The following is a 17174-nucleotide window of genomic DNA, read 5'->3' as shown; positions in this document are numbered from 1 at the left end:
CACATGCAAATTGTTCGTTAACAGCACTTGGGCCGGTATAACCCGAATGAAATGACTTTTTTACAGGCATAAAAAAACGCCGCTCAATGAGCGGCGTTTTTTTGAAATTGGAGCGGGAAACGAGACTCGAACTCGCGACCCCGACCTTGGCAAGGTCGTGCTCTACCAACTGAGCTATTCCCGCAAATGGCGTCCCCTAGGGGACTCGAACCCCTGTTACCGCCGTGAAAGGGCGGTGTCCTAGGCCACTAGACGAAGGGGACACGCTGCCCGGAACACATGGTGTGTGTTCCAGTGCCCAGACCCGAACCCGAAGGTACCGTTTCTGGTTTCACTCAACCCTGCTCGAAAGCAAGATTGTTTAAAATTGGAGCGGGAAACGAGACTCGAACTCGCGACCCCGACCTTGGCAAGGTCGTGCTCTACCAACTGAGCTATTCCCGCATTGGCGTCCCCTAGGGGACTCGAACCCCTGTTACCGCCGTGAAAGGGCGGTGTCCTAGGCCACTAGACGAAGGGGACACACGTACAACATTCACTGCTTATGGCGCTTGGCTAAGTGCTTTACGCTGTAAGTGGCGCGCATTCTATGGATGGATTGAGGGGTCGTCAACCCCCAGATATAAATTTATTTAAATCAATGACTTCGACCGGTTTGAGGAGCGATTCGCAGATTTTGCCTGTCCAGTCTCTGACGCCTATATTCTGTCGCCCGCCAAGACGCTATAGTCGCGCCCGGCAAATAGTGGCAATGTGCATCTACGCTACTGTGTGTCCAGTTAGCAGCACGCCCGTCTAATCTCGTCGTTCGGGCCTATGCGCTTAAAAGGCTAGCCACTACACTGATCTATGCGAACCCTATTAAAGAGGTCTTACCGGTGACACCACTCATGATCACCCTGCTCGTCGTAGCCGGGATCGCATTGTTGATCGCCATTGGCTATATGAACCATGTGGCAGAAAACAACAAGCTGGAAAAGGCCCGTACCAAGGTCGAACTCAACGACCGCCTGCGTCGTTGCGGCGAGCTCACCGAAACCTTCCCCGGCCAGTTTATGACCCCGGCCCTGAAGCTGCTGATCACCCGCCTTGAGATCAACGTCTGCCAGCGTTTGCTGGGCATGGAAAAGACCAATGCAGCGGTGAAGGCACGCCTGGACGAACTGAGCGCCCTGGCGGCCCAGGGCGAATCGATCCCGGTCAACAATCCCCCGGCACCGATCCAGACCGAAGCCAAGGCCAAGGATGTGCGGTTCCTGCTCGAAGCCTTCCATGGCCAGATCACCCGTGCCGCCCAGGACGGTTTCCTGCCGCCCAACGAAGCCAAGCGCTGGATCCGCGAAGTACGGCACATCCTGGTGCTGCTGCACATCGAGTTCTTCAACAACCTCGGCCAACAGGCCTTGCAACAGGAACAACCGGGGCAGGCTCGCCTGGCGTTCGAACGTGGCGTGCAATACCTGCGTAAACAGCAGGAACCACAGGTCTACGCCGAACAGCTGGCTTACCTCGAGAAGCTCCTGGCCCGCGTCAATGCCATGGTCCTGGCCAGCACCAAGGCGGCCGAAGGTGAAGTCAACCAGTTGACCGAAGGCTTGAAGGAAGACGAAATAAACGATGAATGGAAGAAGAAGAAGGTTTACGACTGAGGCCTAGTCGAACCTTGTTGTGGCGAGGGGATTTATCCCCTCGCCACAGGTTCTGGTCTCAAGCTGCCTACGTCACAACCTGAAATGCCCCACCATCCCCTTCAGCTCGACGCCCAACTGCGCTAGTTCAATGCTGGACGCGGCGTTGCCTTGCATCGCCAGGGAGGACTGATCGGCACTGGCGCGGATGCTGGTGACGCTGCGGTTGATTTCTTCGGCGACCGAGCTCTGCTGTTCGGCTGCGGCGGCGATCTGCTGGTTCATCTGCTGGATCAACGATACGGCTGCCGCAATGCTGCCCAAGGCACTTTCAGTCTGCAGGGCATCGCTGACCGCCATCTTCACCAGCTCGCCGCTGCTCTGGATCTGCTGCACGGACGTCTGGGCGGCTGAACGCAAGGCGCTCACCAACCGCTCGATCTCCTCGGTCGATTGCTGTGTGCGCTTGGCCAGGGCCCGCACTTCATCGGCCACCACCGCAAACCCCCTGCCCTGCTCACCGGCGCGAGCCGCCTCGATCGCGGCATTGAGCGCCAGCAGGTTGGTTTGCTCGGCGACGCTCTTGATCACGCTCAATACCGTGCCAATGTTCTGGATCTCGGCGCTGAGGCTTTCGATGCTGGAACTGGCCGACGTGGCCGAGTCCGCCAGTTGCTCGATACGCACCATGCTCTGGCGCACCACCTGTTGACCGCTTTCGACTTTGTCGTCGGCGGTCTGGGCCGCCTGGGCCGCTTCTTCGGCATTGCGCGCCACATCGTGCACGGTAGCGGTCATCTGGTTCATGGCCGTGGCAACCTGCTCGGTTTCCTCTTTCTGGCTGCTGACTTCCAGGTTGGTCTGTTCGGTCACGGCCGACAAGGATTGAGCGGAGTTGGCCAGTTGCTCGATCCCGGACTGCAACCCACTGACGATACTGCTCAGTCCGGCCCCCATCTGCTGCATGGCCAGCATCAACTGCCCGATTTCATCCCGGCGCGTCACTTCGACCGTTGCACTCAAATCCCCTCCGGCAATTTGCTGGGCGACACGAATGACGCTGCGCAACGGGGCCACGATCAGTCGGGTAATGACCCAGGCCGCAATCAGCCCCACCAGCAAGGCCAGGGCCGACGAACCGATGATCAACAACGAATTCTTTTTCAACTCGGCCTGCATGGCCTGATCTTCGGCCGCATAGGCCTGGTCAACCCGCTCCACCACCTGGGCAGCCCGTTCGTGCAACTGCCCGGAGATGACCTTCTCCTGAGCCAGCAGGCCGGTATATTCGGTGAGTTTCTCGCTGAACCCGGCGATGTGCCCGGCCACTTCGTTGATGACGGTCTGGTAGCCCGGATCCTTGATCGCGGTCTTGAGGATTTCGGCCTGCTTCATGGCCTGTTCGGCCTGCTCGATCTGGCCTTGCCCGACTTCCGCACTGCCTTTGCGGGTCTGGTCGAGACGCACCCGCGCCTCATTCATGGCCACCAGCATCAACCGCGACACGTCGCTGACCTGGTTGGCCTGTTCGACAAACTCGGCACCCTCCTTGCCCTGGGTGTCCTTCAACGTGTAAGTGCCATCGTCCGCCAACCCCGCCCGCAGCACATCGAGGTTATTGGCGACGCTGGACACCGACCAACTGGCCATCTCCAGGGCCAGGTCCTTGCTCTGGCTCAATCCGACGAACTCGTCGAACGCCTTGCGATACGCCACCAGGGCCTGCTCCACATCGTTCATCACCGGCACGTTGGCAGCCGACTGCGCCTTGAGCTCGTTTGCCTTGGCGATCAAGCTGTCGACGCCCTGGTGCAGGGCATCGACCGTCTTGGGATCGGAGCGCAATGCATAGTCCTGTTCGAGCAGCCGGACCTTGAGCAGCTCACTACTGAACGAGGACATCTGCTTCAAGCCATCGAAGCGTTGACTGATGGTTTGCAAGGACCAGACGCCGATGGCCGCCACGACAGCCGTGAGCAGCAGCACCATGACAAAACCGATCCCCAGCTTCTTTGCCATACCCAGGTTGGCAAAACGTCTTTGCACGGCCGAAATCATTGCGCTCAGTCCTCTGCCAGTGTGTGTAATCGCAGATTCGCAACGAGACGCCCCATCGCACAAGATGCTGACGTCGGAATAATGGCAAAAAGCTACGGCTTCGTCGTTTTCAGAACGCTTGAGGTCGATCCGGACCCGTGGCTCGGAAGAACGCCAACGCCCTGGAGTCCCGGGCATAGGCCACGTTGATCCGTAGCCAGTCACTGTCGACCCCCGAAGGGCTGAACGCGGTACGCGAAGACAGCAGCACGCCGAACCGCCTGGCCAGGCGCTGTAATCCAGCGTAGTCGCACATGGGCGGACGCGCCCAGATAAACAGCCCGCCGGCCGGCTTGCCGAAGACGGTCCAATCGGCGTCTTCCAGTACCTGGAGCACCGCCGCCATATCGGTAGCCAGGCGTTGCCGCTGGCGCTGGACCAGCTTGCGATAGGCGCCGTTGGCCAACAGGCTGGCGACAACCGTTTCGCAGAACCGCGACCCGCCCATGCTGGTGACCTCCTTGACCTTGCTCAGACGCTCGATGATTGCAGCCCCGGCCACCACGAACCCGACTCTCAAGGAGCTGGTCAGGGTTTTCGAGAAGCTGCCCACGTAAAGAACGTCGGCATCCAACGCGGCCAAGCGGGTCCGCGTCGTGCTCTGGAAGTCGGCATAGACGTCGTCTTCGATGACCAGCACGGCGTGCTTTCGGGTCAGTTGCAGTAACCGCTGGGCCACGGCCGGCGCCAGGCAACTGCCGGTCGGGTTGTGACACGCGCTGTTGATGAACAAGGCGCTGGGCCGATGAGTCGCCAACAACGCTTGCAACGCATCGACATCCGGGCCCCGGGGTGTCCTGGGCAACTCGATCATGTCGATCCCATGGAGCCTGAGCAGCTCGAACAGATTCGAATAGCCGGGACTTTCCACCACCACGCAACACCCCGGCCGCAGCAGTGTCCGCACGATCAGGTCCAGGCCATGGGTCGCCCCCGTCGTCGTCAGGATGAGGTTTTCATCCACGTTGATATTGAGCTGCTTCAGCCGCCTGGACAGTTGTTCACGCAAGGCGGGCAACCCCAGCGGCGTACTGTAGTTGAACAGCCCCGCCATGTCGGTGCGGGAGACCTGGCGGATCGCGTAGGCCAGGTCATCGCTTTCACGCCAACGTTCGGGCAATCCGCCACTGCCCAACCTCAGTTCCCACTGCACATTGTCGGCTGAATCGGCCCGGGGACACTGCACCTCATCCAGCACGCCCTTGCCGTAGGATCCAGGCCTGATCGAAGAAGGCGATGCGACGAAAAACCCCGAGCCATGGCGCGAGGCCAATATCCCTTGGGCAACCAGGCGTTCACACGCTTCATTGACGCTGGACTGGCTGAGCAGATTTTCCCTCGCCAATTGGCGGATGGAGGGCAGACGAGTCCCCGGTTGCACCCCAGCCTGTCGAATCCAGCCGGCCAGCGCGTCGACAATTTGCTGCACGACAGGCACCAGGGCCTGCCGGTCGATTCTCAACTCCATGAGTAACCAAGCTCCTAAGCGATTGTTTTATTTCCAGAAACAGTCGGTTCCCGATGGCAGTTAAGCACAGGGTGCCGCCGGACGATGTACGACAACGTCGCCAAAAAGGCCGATTCTCACGCCTTGAAACACATTGACGGGGCCGATCCAGGGAATTTCCAGCCACCCAAGAAAAAGCCCGCAGCAAGCGCGGGCTTTTTCCTACAACCCACCGCCCTCAGAAGGCCGTGACACCACCATCGACCGCCAGCGAATGGCCAGTGGTGAAGGCTGCGCCATCGCTGCACAAGTACAGCACGGCGCTGGCGATTTCCTCGACCTTGCCGATACGTCCTACCGGGTGCATGGCGTTGGCGAACTCGCCCTTCTTCGGGTCAGCCTCATAGGCACGGCGGAACATGTCGGTGTCGATCACGGCCGGGCAGACCGCGTTGACGCGGATCTTCTTCTTGGCGTATTCGATGGCGGCCGATTTGGTCAGGCCGATCACGGCATGCTTGGAGGCCGCGTAGATGCTCATTTTCGGCGCGGCGCCCAGGCCGGCTACCGAGGCGGTATTGACGATGGCACCGCCGCCCTGGGCCAGCAGCAGCGGTAATTGGTATTTCATGCACAGCCAGACGCCCTTCACATTGACACCCATGATCGCGTCGAACTCATCGAGGCTACCATCGGCCAACTTGCCCTTCTCGATCTCGATCCCGGCGTTGTTGAAGGCGTAATCGAGACGACCGTAGGTGCTGATCACTTCGTTCATCAGGTTCTGCACGTCGCTTTCCAATGTCACGTCGCAGCGCACGAATACCGCCTCGCCGCCTGCTTCGCGAATCAACTGCACCGTGCCCTCGCCACCCGCCACATCCAGGTCGGCCACCACGACTTTCAGGCCTTCTGTGGCGAACGCGCGGGCGGTGGCGCGACCGATACCCGCGGCGGCACCGGTAACTACGGCGACTTGTCCGGAAAACGTCATGCTCATGGTCAATTCCTTGAAGGATGCAGGGTGGCGCCAGTGTAGCCACAGCCAAGCACCGCGCAGCAGCACTATCCAGATGCCGGTTGGGCATGCATGGACACCAGTGATAACAGCCCCGGCGGCATTATCACCGGGTTGTATCGGCCTGCATTCGCTACCCCGGCAAACCTTGCGGCAAGCGCTTCGAAGGGCTATCAACAAAGCTTCATTTCATCTCGAGTACCCACCATGACTGCCCAGACCAATCGCCAGTTCCTGCTCGCCAAACGCCCGGTGGGCGCCGCGACCCGCGAGACCTTCACTTATCAGCAAGTACCGGTCGGCGAACCGGCGGCCGGTCAGATCCTGGTGAAAAACGAATACCTGTCCCTGGACCCGGCCATGCGTGGCTGGATGAACGAGGGCAAGTCCTATATCCCGCCGGTGGGCATCGGTGAAGTGATGCGTGCGTTGGGCGTGGGCCAGGTGATTGCCTCGAACAACCCAGGCTTTGCGATCGGGGACTACGTCAATGGCGCACTGGGCGTGCAGGATTATTTCGTTGGCGAGCCAAGAGGTTTCTACAAGGTCGATCCGAAACTGGCGCCGTTGCCCCGTTACTTGTCCGCCTTGGGCATGACGGGCATGACCGCTTACTTTGCGCTGCTGGACGTCGGCGCCCCCAAGGCTGGTGAGACCGTGGTGCTGTCGGGTGCCGCCGGTGCGGTGGGCAGCATCGCCGGGCAGATTGCCAAGATCAAAGGCTGTCGCGTGGTGGGCATCGCCGGTGGCGCCGACAAATGCAAGTTCCTGATCGATGAGCTGGGCTTCGACGGTGCCATCGATTACAAGAGCGAAGACGTCCAGGCCGGCCTCAAACGCGAATGCCCCAAAGGCGTCGATGTGTATTTCGACAACGTTGGCGGCGACATCCTGGATGCCGTGCTCAGCCGCCTGAACCTCAAGGCCCGCGTGGTGATTTGTGGCGCCATCAGCCAGTACAACAACAAGGAAGCGGTGAAAGGCCCCGCCAACTACCTGTCTCTGCTGGTGAACCGAGCGCGCATGGAAGGCTTCGTGGTCATGGACTACGCCGCCCAGTTCGCCGCCGCCGGCCAGGAAATGGCCGGCTGGATGGCCAAGGGGCAGCTCAAGAGCAAGGAAGACATCGTTGAAGGGCTGGAAACATTTCCCGAGACGCTGACCAAATTGTTCAGCGGGGAGAACTTCGGAAAACTCGTCCTCAAGGTCTGACCGGTCACGATCCAAAAACCTGTGGGAGCGAGCCTGCTCGCGATAGCGGTCTGTCAGTTGACAGAGATGTCGACTGACACGGCCTCATCGCGAGCAGGCTCGCTCCCACATTGGTTTTCGGTGCGGGATCAGGCCAGTTCGGCCACGACCGCCGCCAGGGCCTTGGCCGGATCCGCCGCCTGGCTGATGGGACGGCCGATCACCAGATAATCGGAACCGGCATCCAGTGCCTGACGCGGGGTCAGGATACGGCGTTGATCGTCCTGGGCACTGCCCGCCGGACGGATACCCGGGGTGACCAATTGCAGCGAAGGGTGCGCCGTTTTCAAGGCACTGGCTTCCAGGGCCGAGCAGACCAGGCCGTCCATACCGGCCTTCTCGGCCAGTGCCGCCAGGCGCAACACCTGCTCCTGAGGCTCGATGTCCAGGCCGATCCCCGCCAGGTCCTCACGTTCCATGCTGGTCAGCACGGTCACGCCGATCAGCAACGGTTTCGGGCCGCTGCGTTGATCCAGCACTTCACGGCAAGCCGCCATCATGCGCAGGCCGCCGGAACAGTGCACATTGACCATCCATACGCCCATCTCCGCAGCAGCCTTGACGGCCATGGCGGTGGTGTTGGGGATATCGTGGAATTTCAGGTCGAGGAACACCTCGAACCCCTTGTCACGAAGGGTGCCGACGATTTCCGACGCGCAGCTGGTGAACAGTTCCTTGCCGACTTTGACCCGGCAGAGCTTGGGGTCCAACTGGTCGGCCAGCTTCAGGGCGGCGTCACGGGTGGGGAAATCCAGGGCGACGATGATAGGCGTCTGGCAGGCGGACATGAGCGGGCTCTCAGGCAAGTCGAAATCGGCGCGCATTGTAGCGGAACCAGCGCCCGTGCGGGACCCGATGATCGGTAAATCATCACTACGCCCCGACAACAGTGCCTTTTGTGTCCAAGTCGATACATTCAGGACATCCGGGCAACACGCCAGCCAGTTATCGTCCGCCGTAGCCCCCTCCTTCCAGCCCTTCACGCCCTGCGGCCCGAAGCCTATGCTGGAGCCACAACCTCGCGCCTTCTTTGCGGTTGGCAGCTTACCTGGCAGATGATGCACCCATGCAGAACACCCCTGTTGCAAAGGCTGGCGGCCAACTGGCCGCAGACGATGACAAGCGCTGGAGCACTCGCGCGCTGATCGTCGATGATGATGTGCCGATCCGCGAGCTGCTGATCGATTACCTGGCTCGTTTCAACATTCGCGCCAGCGGCGTAACCGATGGTGCGGGCATGCGCCAGGCCATGCAGGCCGAGCATTTCGACGTGGTCGTGCTGGACCTGATGCTGCCGGGCGAAGACGGCTTGCAGTTATGTCGCTGGTTGCGCGCCGAATCGGATATTCCGATCCTGATGCTCACCGCCCGCTGCGAACCCACCGACCGTATCATCGGCCTGGAATTGGGTGCCGACGATTACATGGCCAAGCCATTCGAGCCCAGGGAACTGGTGGCACGGATCCAGACGATCCTGCGCCGGGTGCGCGACGACCGCAGCGAGCAGCGCGCCAACCTCCGCTTCGATAACTGGCGGCTCAACAGTGTGCTGCGCCAGTTGATCTCCGCTGACGGGCTGGTCGTGCCATTGTCCAATGCCGAGTTCCGGCTACTGTGGGTCTTCATCGAACGACCGCGTCGAGTGCTCAGCCGTGAGCAACTGCTGGACGCCGCCCGTGGACGCTCCATCGAGGCGTTCGACCGCAGCATCGACCTGCTGGTCTCGCGCCTGCGCCAGAAACTGGGCGACGACCCCAAGGCCCCGCAACTGATCAAGACCGTGCGTGGTGAAGGCTACCTGTTCGACGCGCGGGATATCGGCTGATGCGATTGCGCCTCGACTCCCTGTTCGGCCGCCTGTTTGGCGTGCTGCTGTTGGCGATCATCCTGGCCCATCTGTTGGCCTTTGCCTGGTTCATCCACTACGACCAGCCGCCACCTCCCGGCCCGCCCCCAGAGTTTTCCCGACACGGTGACCGACCACCGCCCTTCGCTTCCTCCCCTTACGCTCCGCTGCCCGAGCCCCGGCCTCGCCCCTGGTTCGGTGGCCCGGTGGTGCCGCTGACGTTCCAGTTCATATGCCTGATCATCGCGGCCTGGTATGGCGCGAAACTCCTGACCCGGCCGATCCAGCGCCTGAGCGATGCCGCCGAACGCCTGAGCGAGGACCTCGACAGCCCACCGCTGGACGAAACCGGCCCCCGGGAAGCCCGACAGGCCGCCCATACATTCAACCTGATGCAAAAGCGCATTCGCGAACAGGTTCAGCAACGCTCACGCATGCTCGGGGCGGTGTCCCACGACTTGCGCACCCCGCTGTCACGGCTGAAGCTGCGCCTGGAACAGATCGACGACGTCAAGCTGCAGGGCCAGATGCGCCAGGACCTGGACGACATGATCGGCATGCTCGACGCGACCCTCACCTACCTGCACGAACAGCGTACCAGCGAAGCGCTGCAATGGATGGACGTGCAGGCCTTGGTGGAGTCACTGAGTGAAAATGCCCAGGACCAGGGCGCCGACGTGCAGTCCAGCGGTTCCTGCGCGCCCTTGCAGGTGCAACCGATGGCGCTGCGCTCGTGCATCAACAACCTCATGGACAATGCCTTGCGCTACGCCGGGCATGCTTCGATTACTCTTGAGGACCAGGACTCCCAGGTGCTCATCCGGGTCATCGACCATGGCCCAGGTATCGCCGAAGACAAACGCGAGGCGGTATTCGAACCGTTCTATCGCCTGGAAGGTTCACGCAACCGCAACTCCGGCGGCGTCGGTCTGGGCATGACCATCGCCCGGGAAGCCGCGGAGCGCCTGGGCGGGCAATTGAGCCTGGAAGAAACGCCGGGCGGCGGGTTGACCGCCGTCATCCGCCTGCCGCGCGCCTGAGCGCTTCCCTGCTTTCTCAGTGGGAGCGGGCTTGCCCGCGAATGCGGAGTGTCATGCAGCCTTGTATCAGCTGATACACCGTATTCGCGAGCAAGCCCGCTCCCACAAAGTGCCCGCAGCCAACAGTTCCAGAAGGAATGGCTCGGCAAACTCGACAGTAACGGCAATGACTCGGTCGACCAGGACGAACTGAGCACGGCCCTGTAGCAGAAAAGCGACGACGGTATTCTGGTCAGCCTGAGCAAAAATTCAGATCAAAAGATCGCAGCCTTCGGCAGCTCCTACAGTGCGTTGCCCTTCGTCTTACCGCGCCTGGCTCTTGCTCCAATCCGTCAGCAGGCTATACGCCACCGCCAGCAGCGTCGGGCCAATGAACAGGCCGATGAAACCAAAGGCGATCAAGCCACCGAACACCCCTAGCAACACAATGACCAATGGCAGGTTTCCACCACGGCTGATCAAGTAGGGTTTGAGCACGTTGTCCACGCCGCTGATGATGAACGTGCCCCAGATGCCGAGGAATATCGCCATACCATATTCGCCCTTCCACACCAGCCAGGCCGTTGCGGGGATCCACACCAGCGGCGGCCCCATGGGAATCAGGCTGAGCAGGAAGGTGGCGATGCCCAGCACCAGCGCACCCGGTACTCCAGCGATCAGGAAGCCGATCAGAGCGAGCAAGGCCTGGGCGGCGGCGGTACCGATCACGCCGTTGACCACCCGTTGCACCGTACCGGCCACCAGCTCGATGTAATAACCGGCACGGTCGCCGATCAGGCGCTCGAGCAGGCCGTGGACAAACGCCGCCAGGCGCGGACCGTCGCGATAGAAAAAGAACACGAACACGATGCTCAGGGTCAGCTCGAGCATGCCCCCGCCAATCTGCTTGCTGCGGGCCAGCAGCCAGTTGCCGACCTGCCCCAGATACGGCTTGATGGACACCATCATCGCCGCCCCCTGCTGGTCGACGCTGTTCCAGATAGCGACCAACCGCCCACCCACCAGCGGCAAGCCGCCCAGCCAGGCCGGGGCATCGGGCAGGCCATCGACCTGCACGTCCCTGATGAACGCCGTGGCATCGCGTACATGATCGGCAAGGTTGAAACCCAACCACACCAGAGGCACCGCCACCAACAGCATCCAACCCACGGTCAGCACGGCCGCCGCGAGGGATTCGCGGCCATTGACCCAGCGGGTCAGCAGACGCATCAGCGGCCAGCTGGCGAAGGCCAGCACCGCGCCCCAGAACAGCGCCGACCAGAACGGCGCCATGACCCACAGGCTTGCGCCGAACAACACCAGGAGCAGGATCTGCACCAACAGCCGATCGTTATTGAGCATGAAAAGTCTCGAAGAATGAACAGGACCGGGGCAGCGGCGCAACGTCCACCGCCCGGCACAGCTTAGCGCAGCAACTCAAGGTGAAGGCCCGCCGTATTGCCGCCACCGGCCGCCTCCATCCGCGCCTCGCGAACCCCCTGCTCCGCCAGCGCCTGGCGCCAGACCTCGGCCTTGGGACCGGCGAGGCTGACCCGCAGGCCCGTGTCCAGATTCAGCGCCCGGGCCAGCAGGCGCAGCCAGGTCTCGTCCGGCTCGCCGGCAAGGCGTGGCAGATCCAGCACGCCGGTGTCCTTGAGCTGGCGCAGCAGCGTGGCGGAGGTCGGCAGCAAGTCCCCCAGGGGATTGCTCGCCTCGAACTGCTCGACATGCAGGTAGACCTTGCGATTGCCGCGGGTGATGCCGTACAGCGCAATCAAGGTGTTGTCCGTCGGTGGCGCCAGGCGCAGCAACAGATAGGCCTGACCGTTGTCGGCACCGTAGAGCTTGGCGTTGCCGAACACTTCGTTGGCCCAGAGGCTGCTTTCCCCGCAATCACGGGCCTGGCACCAGTACAACAGCTCGGCGCCCTGCTGCTGCAAGGCTTCGCGAGCGTCGGTGAAGGCCTGGGTGGCGGAATGTTCCGGCGGCAGCTCATAGGTCACCGAGGTGACGGCGCCACGGCCATCGACCTGCCCGTCGAAACGCAACTGGCCACTGATCTTGCGAATCGAGCCCAGGGGGTAGATACGCTCGACGTCGCTGGTTTGCCGGTAATCGACAATCTGCGCGTCGGGCAGGCGCGGCACGCGCTCCAGGTCCCGGCTGCCGGGCACATCGGCGGCGAATGACGCCGGGCTGATGGCCAGCACCCATAAGGTAAGTGAATGAACGAATGATTTCATCGGATGAACTTGGCCTGGCGCTCGTGGACGAAACCGGCGTCGTCCCTGCGCCACAAGGCGGGTAAACAGAGCTCTGTCATGGTGGTCTCCCTTTCAACCCGCCCAGCCTCGACAGTTGCCCGACGCAAGTCAAGAAGCGCTGAAGAACCGATTGAAACAGTCTGCTACAAGCACGGCACCGGCCTCGTCGTTCAGGTGCAAATGATGGCCGCCGGGCAATTGTTCATGACTGAAGGGTAGACGCTCCAGCAGTTCGGCGTGCCGGGCCAGCATGCCCTCGGCTGCCACGATCAGATGGGCCGGGCAACCGACCCGCGCCACGAAGGCCATGGCCTGTTCGTCGGTCAGGCGCAGCGGCGAGGGCAAGGTCAGGCGGTTGTCGGTGCGCCAGGTATAGCCTCCCGGCACCGGCATCAGGCCTCGCTGGGCAAGCAGCTCGGCAGCCTCGCGGCTGACCGCCACCAGTCCTTTCATGCGGGCCTCGATGGCCCGGTCGAGGGTTTTGTAGACCGGTTTGGCCTTTTTCTGCAGATCGAGCTGCGCCTGCAAGGCCATGCCCATGCGTTCGGCCGCATTGTCGCCCTGGGCGGTCGGCGGAATGATGCCGTCGATCAGCCCCAGGTGCGTCACCCGCTCCGGCAGGGACCCGGCCAATACCAGCGACACGATGGCACCCAGGGAATGCCCCAACAGGGCGAAACGTTGCAGGCCCAGTTGTTCGGCGACCTGCAATACATCATGGGCATAGTCCCACAGGGCGTAGCCGGCACCGGGCGGGCGATGCCCCGAATGACCATGCCCGGCCATGTCCAGGGCAATGATCCGCAAGCCCTCCAGCCGGGGAGCCAGGCGGGCGAAACTGTTGGCATTGTCCAGCCAGCCATGCAGGGCGATCACCGGGCGGCCATCTTCCGGTCCGAACAGGTGGGCGGCCAGTTCGATGTGGGGCAGGCTCAGGCGGACTTCTTCGACTCCGTTCATGCGCCAAGTCCTTGCCAACGCTGGAACAGCCCCTTGAGCAGGTCCGCCGTATCCAGGGGATGCTCCAGGGGAAACATGTGACCGCCAGGCATGCTCAGGGACTCGCCCAAGGGCATGCTGCCCACCGAGCGGGTGTGATGACGCATCACCACGCGACTTTGCCGACCGCGCACCACCGCCAGGGGCACCTTGAGCGTGCGGGCGCGACCGGGGCTGGTGTGCGGCACGCCGCGGTAGATGCTGATTTCCGTGGCCGGATCGAAGCGCAGTCGCCAGTGATCACCGACTTGTTGCAGACCATGTTGCAGGTAAGCGTCGAAGCAATCCGGGTCGAAACCGCGAAACAGGGTCTTGCCGGAAAAATATTGCCGGGCCGCCTCCAGGTCGGCGAACTCCTCGCGTCGGCCCAGGGTCCGGCCCGCCGGGGTCAGGCGGTCGATGAAGCCCAGGCGCTTGGCCGCCAGGATCACCCAGCGGTCCGTGCGGGTCAGGACCGGCGAATCGAGCATGACCACGCCACGGTACAACCGAGGGCAGCGCAACGCCGCGTGCAGGTGCAACACACCGCCCAGGGAATGACCGACACCCCACACCGGTTCCGGCTGTTGTTCCAGGTGATGAATCAGCTCGTCCACCAGGTTGTTCCAGTTATCGTCCACCGGAAAACGCGGGTCATGGCCATGCAGCTCCAGATGCGCGACCTGATACTGCGGCGCCAGCGCGGCAAACAGCTTGCCGTATGTGGCCGAGGGAAAACCATTGGCGTGAGTGAAAAACACCTGTTGCGACATGACAGCCGATCCATTGGGAAACTGATACAGATTGTCCGCACAAGCCAGTGGCGCGGCAATGACCGTAACTGACAGGAATGATGACAGTCTGGGTTGGGCTATGGCGTTATGACCGGCCAGCCTCAAACTTTGTGGCAACGGCACTTGTGGGAGCAACGCTTGCTCGCGACGCAGACGCCGCCATTTCTGAAGGACTGCGTTGGCTTCATCGCGGGCAAGCCTTGCTCCCACAAATCCCTTCGCTACAAAGGATCTGTGGACTCAGCGCGCCGGCGGTTGCTCGCCCAGCGGCACCACTGCCATGGTCAGGCGCGACACGCAGTTGACCTTGCCTTCGTCGTTGCTCAGGCGGATGTCCCAGACCTGAGTGGTACGGCCCAGATGAACCATCCTGGCCGTGGCCGTCACCCGTCCGCTGCGCACACCGCGCAGGTGGTTGGCATTGATTTCCAGGCCCACGCAATAGAACTTGCTGGTGTCCACGCACAGGTAGGCGGCCATGGAACCGACCGTTTCGGCCAGGACCACCGAAGCACCGCCATGCAACAGGCCGAATGGCTGATGGGTGCGGTGATCGACCACCATGCTGGCGGTCAGGGATTCGTCGTCGAACGACTCGAAACGAATATCCAGCACTTCGCTGATGGTGTTTTTAGCGGCAGCGTTCAGTTGTTCAATGTTGGGTGTGGTGCGCCACAGACTCATCGTTGCCCTTCCTTATGTTTATGTGGGAACAAAGCCCCAGTGCCAATCAAGGATCAAGCGATATTTCTGTGGGAGCGAGCCTGCTCGCTCCCACAAGTCATATGGTTTGACTGGCAGCAAGGCCCGGTCTTTCTCATGGATGCCGAAGGCCCTTGAGTCGCATCGCACCGGCCAACGGCAGGTCACCTTCCAGTTCAGCCAGGCCGGCCGTTTTCACCTGCTCGGGTTGTTGCAGGTGACCGTGCTGCGCCAAGCCCAACAGGCTGCCCACCAGCGGATTATGGCTGACCAGCAGCACATCATCCCGGTCCTCGAGGTGTTTCAGGACGGTTTGTGGCCGGCTTTCCGGCTTGAGCCAGTCGACCGTGATCAACTCCGGTTCGAAACCCAACGCCTCGCGCACCAGTTGCGCAGTCTGCTGGGCGCGCAGATAAGGGCTGGCATAAATGGCGGTCAACGGCCGGCCGATCAATTCGGCGGCACTGCGCAGGGCTTCTTCACGCCCGTGCACCGTCAAGGCCCGTTCGGGATCGGGGCGGGCACCGTATGGCTCGGCTTCTCCATGGCGCAGTACCCACACCTTCATAGCTTGGGCTCCTCATCCTGGACAGGATGCGGCGCCGGCGCCACGACGTGGGGCGCTTCGCCTTCCGGTGGGCGCGGGCTCGGCCAGTCAGCGAACGGCCAGGGCTTCTGGTCGCTGTGGAAGGTGCCGAAACGGCCGATCTGGGCCAGGAACTGGCTCAAGCTGTCGCCGAAATTCATCAGGCTGGCGCTGGGTGCGCCGTAGATCAGCCGATAGATCAATTGCACCAGCACCACGGCGCCGAGGATGAATTGCGCCACTTGCCAGACCAGCAGGTAAACCACCATCCACAGCACCCGCAACAGGATGGACTCGTATTGGGCCTGCCCTTTCGGATCGTTCATAGCTCACTCCTGCTTGTCATCGACAGCGGCTCAATTGAAGCCACTGGTGGAAATGAAATCGACATCGGTCTTCGGCTCGCCACGCATCAACAGTTCGATCACCTGTTCCAACGTGCGCCCTTCGAACAGTATCGCGTGCAACCCCGCGACCAGCGGCATATAGACCCCGGCCTCCTGGGACTTGGCCTTGAGCACCTTGAGGGTGTTCACGCCTTCCGCCACTTCGCCCAGGCGCGACACGGCCTCATCCAGGCTCAGGCCCTCGCCGAGGGCGAAACCGACCTGGTAGTTGCGACTCTTGGGCGAAGAGCAGGTGACGATGAGGTCGCCCACCCCGGCCAACCCGAGAAAGGTCATTGGATTGGCACCCTGGCTGACGGCAAAGCGGGTCATTTCCGCCAGGGCCCGGGTGATCAGCATGCTCTTGGTGTTCTCGCCCATGCCCAGCGCCACCGCCATGCCGGAGATGATCGCATAGACGTTCTTCAGCGCCCCACCCAGCTCCACGCCGAAACGGTCGGCACTGGCATAGACCCGGAAGGTGCGACCATGGAGTGCGGCCTGGACCCGCTGGCACAGTTCTTCGTCTTCACTGGCCACCACGGTGGCGGTCAAGGCGTGCTCGGCGATTTCCCGCGCCAGGTTCGGCCCGGAAATCACCCCGATCCGCGCTTTTGGCGCGATCTCTTCAAGAATCTCGCTCATCAGCTTGAAGGTCTGGGCTTCGATGCCCTTGGTCAGGCTGACCAGAAACTTGCCGCTCAGGCAGTCGGCATGGGGCGCCAGCACCGAGCGCAAGGCACTTGAGGGCAAGGCGACAAAAAACAGGTCACTGCCCTGGAGCGTGGCCTGCAGGTCGGTCACCGGTTCCACTTCCGGACGGATCTTGATGCCCTTGAGGTAACGCGGGTTCTCGCGGTTGACCCGGATGGCCTCGGCCTGCTCCGGGTCACGCATCCATTGGCGCACCGGGTGACCATTCTCGGCCAGCAGGTTAGCCACGGCGGTACCGAAACTCCCGCCTCCCAGGACCGCAATCGGGCGCTGTTCAGTCATATGCAATCCGTTCATCCATACCAAGTGGCGATGCCGGGCATTATACGGAGCGCCCAGATCGCGACTAGCCCCGCCATTAATTACCCCCAACTGTAGGAAGCTGACCATCAATTGCTCGGAAAATGCTGCCAACGCAACTGGAAAAGTCTCTCAGCTCAGTTA

The 17174-nt window shown here is 61.9% G+C and carries 16 protein-coding genes, 4 tRNA genes and 2 pseudogenes; 5 read left to right on the top strand and 17 right to left on the bottom strand.

Going from position 1 to position 17174, the window contains the following annotated elements; all coding sequences use genetic code 11:
• Positions 1–108: 108 nt before the first annotated feature.
• From CGA22_RS20860 to CGA22_RS20845, 4 genes are all read right to left on the bottom strand, one after another.
• A tRNA-Gly gene (locus CGA22_RS20860) sits at positions 109–184 on the bottom strand.
• Positions 185–187: 3 nt separating this feature from the next.
• Positions 188–263, bottom strand: a tRNA-Glu gene (locus tag CGA22_RS20855).
• A 105-nt stretch (positions 264–368) separates the two neighbouring features.
• Positions 369–444: transfer RNA gene (locus CGA22_RS20850), tRNA-Gly, on the bottom strand.
• A 2-nt stretch (positions 445–446) separates the two neighbouring features.
• Positions 447–522: transfer RNA gene (locus tag CGA22_RS20845), tRNA-Glu, on the bottom strand.
• A gap of 356 nt (positions 523–878) precedes the next feature.
• On the opposite strand from CGA22_RS20845, the gene CGA22_RS20840 reads away from it, so the two are divergent.
• A complete protein-coding gene (locus tag CGA22_RS20840) occupies positions 879–1649 on the top strand; it encodes a hypothetical protein (protein WP_084213767.1) in 771 nt (256 codons plus the stop codon).
• 72 nt (positions 1650–1721) lie between these two features.
• Here CGA22_RS20840 and CGA22_RS27570 read toward each other — a convergent pair whose 3' ends face one another.
• The 4 genes and pseudogenes from CGA22_RS27570 to CGA22_RS20825 all read right to left on the bottom strand — a co-directional run bounded on the left by CGA22_RS27570 (position 1722) and on the right by CGA22_RS20825 (position 6172).
• A complete protein-coding gene (locus tag CGA22_RS27570; protein WP_411157122.1) occupies positions 1722–2426 on the bottom strand; it encodes a methyl-accepting chemotaxis protein in 705 nt (234 codons plus the stop codon).
• Between the two features lie 204 nt (positions 2427–2630).
• Positions 2631–2807 (bottom strand): annotated as a pseudogene (locus tag CGA22_RS27565) (HAMP domain-containing protein); the annotation flags it as partial.
• 988 nt (positions 2808–3795) lie between these two features.
• Positions 3796–5193: a PLP-dependent aminotransferase family protein gene (locus tag CGA22_RS20830; RefSeq protein ID WP_041022751.1), complete on the bottom strand. Its 1398-nt coding sequence runs from the start codon at positions 5191–5193 to the stop codon at positions 3796–3798.
• Between the two features lie 217 nt (positions 5194–5410).
• Entirely contained in the window at positions 5411–6172 is a 762-nt protein-coding gene (locus tag CGA22_RS20825; protein WP_041022752.1) for an SDR family oxidoreductase, read from the bottom strand.
• A gap of 225 nt (positions 6173–6397) precedes the next feature.
• Between CGA22_RS20825 and CGA22_RS20820 the strand changes: the two genes are divergently transcribed.
• Positions 6398–7402, top strand: coding sequence for an NADP-dependent oxidoreductase (locus tag CGA22_RS20820; protein ID WP_041022753.1), 1005 nt, complete (start codon positions 6398–6400; stop codon positions 7400–7402).
• Positions 7403–7530: 128 nt separating this feature from the next.
• Here the strand turns inward: CGA22_RS20820 and pyrF are convergent, their stop codons facing one another.
• Positions 7531–8229, bottom strand: coding sequence for an orotidine-5'-phosphate decarboxylase (pyrF, locus tag CGA22_RS20815; RefSeq protein ID WP_175363785.1), 699 nt, complete (start codon positions 8227–8229; stop codon positions 7531–7533).
• 278 nt (positions 8230–8507) lie between these two features.
• Here pyrF and CGA22_RS20810 point away from each other — a divergent pair, with 278 nt between their 5' ends.
• The 3 genes and pseudogenes from CGA22_RS20810 to CGA22_RS27315 form a co-directional block, all read left to right on the top strand.
• Positions 8508–9266 carry a response regulator gene (locus CGA22_RS20810; RefSeq protein WP_041024925.1) on the top strand — a complete coding sequence of 253 codons (759 nt, stop codon included), beginning with the start codon at positions 8508–8510 and terminating at the stop codon, positions 9264–9266.
• Complete coding sequence (locus CGA22_RS20805) at positions 9266–10327, top strand: sensor histidine kinase (RefSeq protein WP_041024926.1); 1062 nt, start codon at positions 9266–9268, stop codon at positions 10325–10327. Before CGA22_RS20810 ends, CGA22_RS20805 begins: the two co-directional genes overlap by 1 nt.
• A 48-nt stretch (positions 10328–10375) precedes the next feature.
• A pseudogene (locus tag CGA22_RS27315) lies at positions 10376–10531 on the top strand (histidine kinase); the annotation flags it as partial.
• A gap of 99 nt (positions 10532–10630) precedes the next feature.
• On the opposite strand, the gene CGA22_RS20800 reads toward CGA22_RS27315, so the two are convergent.
• The 8 genes from CGA22_RS20800 to CGA22_RS20765 form a co-directional block, all read right to left on the bottom strand.
• Entirely contained in the window at positions 10631–11668 is a 1038-nt protein-coding gene (locus tag CGA22_RS20800) for an AI-2E family transporter (protein WP_041024927.1), read from the bottom strand.
• 62 nt (positions 11669–11730) lie between these two features.
• Positions 11731–12549, bottom strand: coding sequence for a DUF4892 domain-containing protein (locus tag CGA22_RS20795; protein WP_041024928.1), 819 nt, complete (start codon positions 12547–12549; stop codon positions 11731–11733).
• A 129-nt stretch (positions 12550–12678) separates the two neighbouring features.
• A complete protein-coding gene (locus CGA22_RS20790; RefSeq protein ID WP_041024929.1) occupies positions 12679–13530 on the bottom strand; it encodes an alpha/beta hydrolase in 852 nt (283 codons plus the stop codon).
• Positions 13527–14321, bottom strand: coding sequence for an alpha/beta fold hydrolase (locus CGA22_RS20785; RefSeq protein WP_041024930.1), 795 nt, complete (start codon positions 14319–14321; stop codon positions 13527–13529). Before CGA22_RS20785 ends, CGA22_RS20790 begins: the two co-directional genes overlap by 4 nt.
• A gap of 261 nt (positions 14322–14582) precedes the next feature.
• A complete protein-coding gene (locus CGA22_RS20780; RefSeq protein ID WP_041024931.1) occupies positions 14583–15026 on the bottom strand; it encodes a hotdog fold thioesterase in 444 nt (147 codons plus the stop codon).
• A gap of 133 nt (positions 15027–15159) precedes the next feature.
• Positions 15160–15612, bottom strand: a complete 453-nt coding sequence (sixA, locus tag CGA22_RS20775; RefSeq protein ID WP_041024932.1) for a phosphohistidine phosphatase SixA — start codon at positions 15610–15612, stop codon at positions 15160–15162.
• Complete coding sequence (locus CGA22_RS20770) at positions 15609–15956, bottom strand: DUF4389 domain-containing protein (protein WP_041024933.1); 348 nt, start codon at positions 15954–15956, stop codon at positions 15609–15611. The genes sixA and CGA22_RS20770 overlap by 4 nt, the downstream gene beginning before the upstream one ends.
• A gap of 30 nt (positions 15957–15986) precedes the next feature.
• Entirely contained in the window at positions 15987–17012 is a 1026-nt protein-coding gene (locus CGA22_RS20765) for an NAD(P)H-dependent glycerol-3-phosphate dehydrogenase (RefSeq protein WP_041024934.1), read from the bottom strand.
• Positions 17013–17174 lie beyond the last annotated feature (162 nt).

The organism is Pseudomonas sp. PSB18 (assembly GCF_014596565.1).
Taxonomy (GTDB): domain Bacteria; phylum Pseudomonadota; class Gammaproteobacteria; order Pseudomonadales; family Pseudomonadaceae; genus Aquipseudomonas.
Note: the sequence above shows the minus strand (reverse complement) of the source record. Positions and strands in the feature narration are given on the sequence as shown.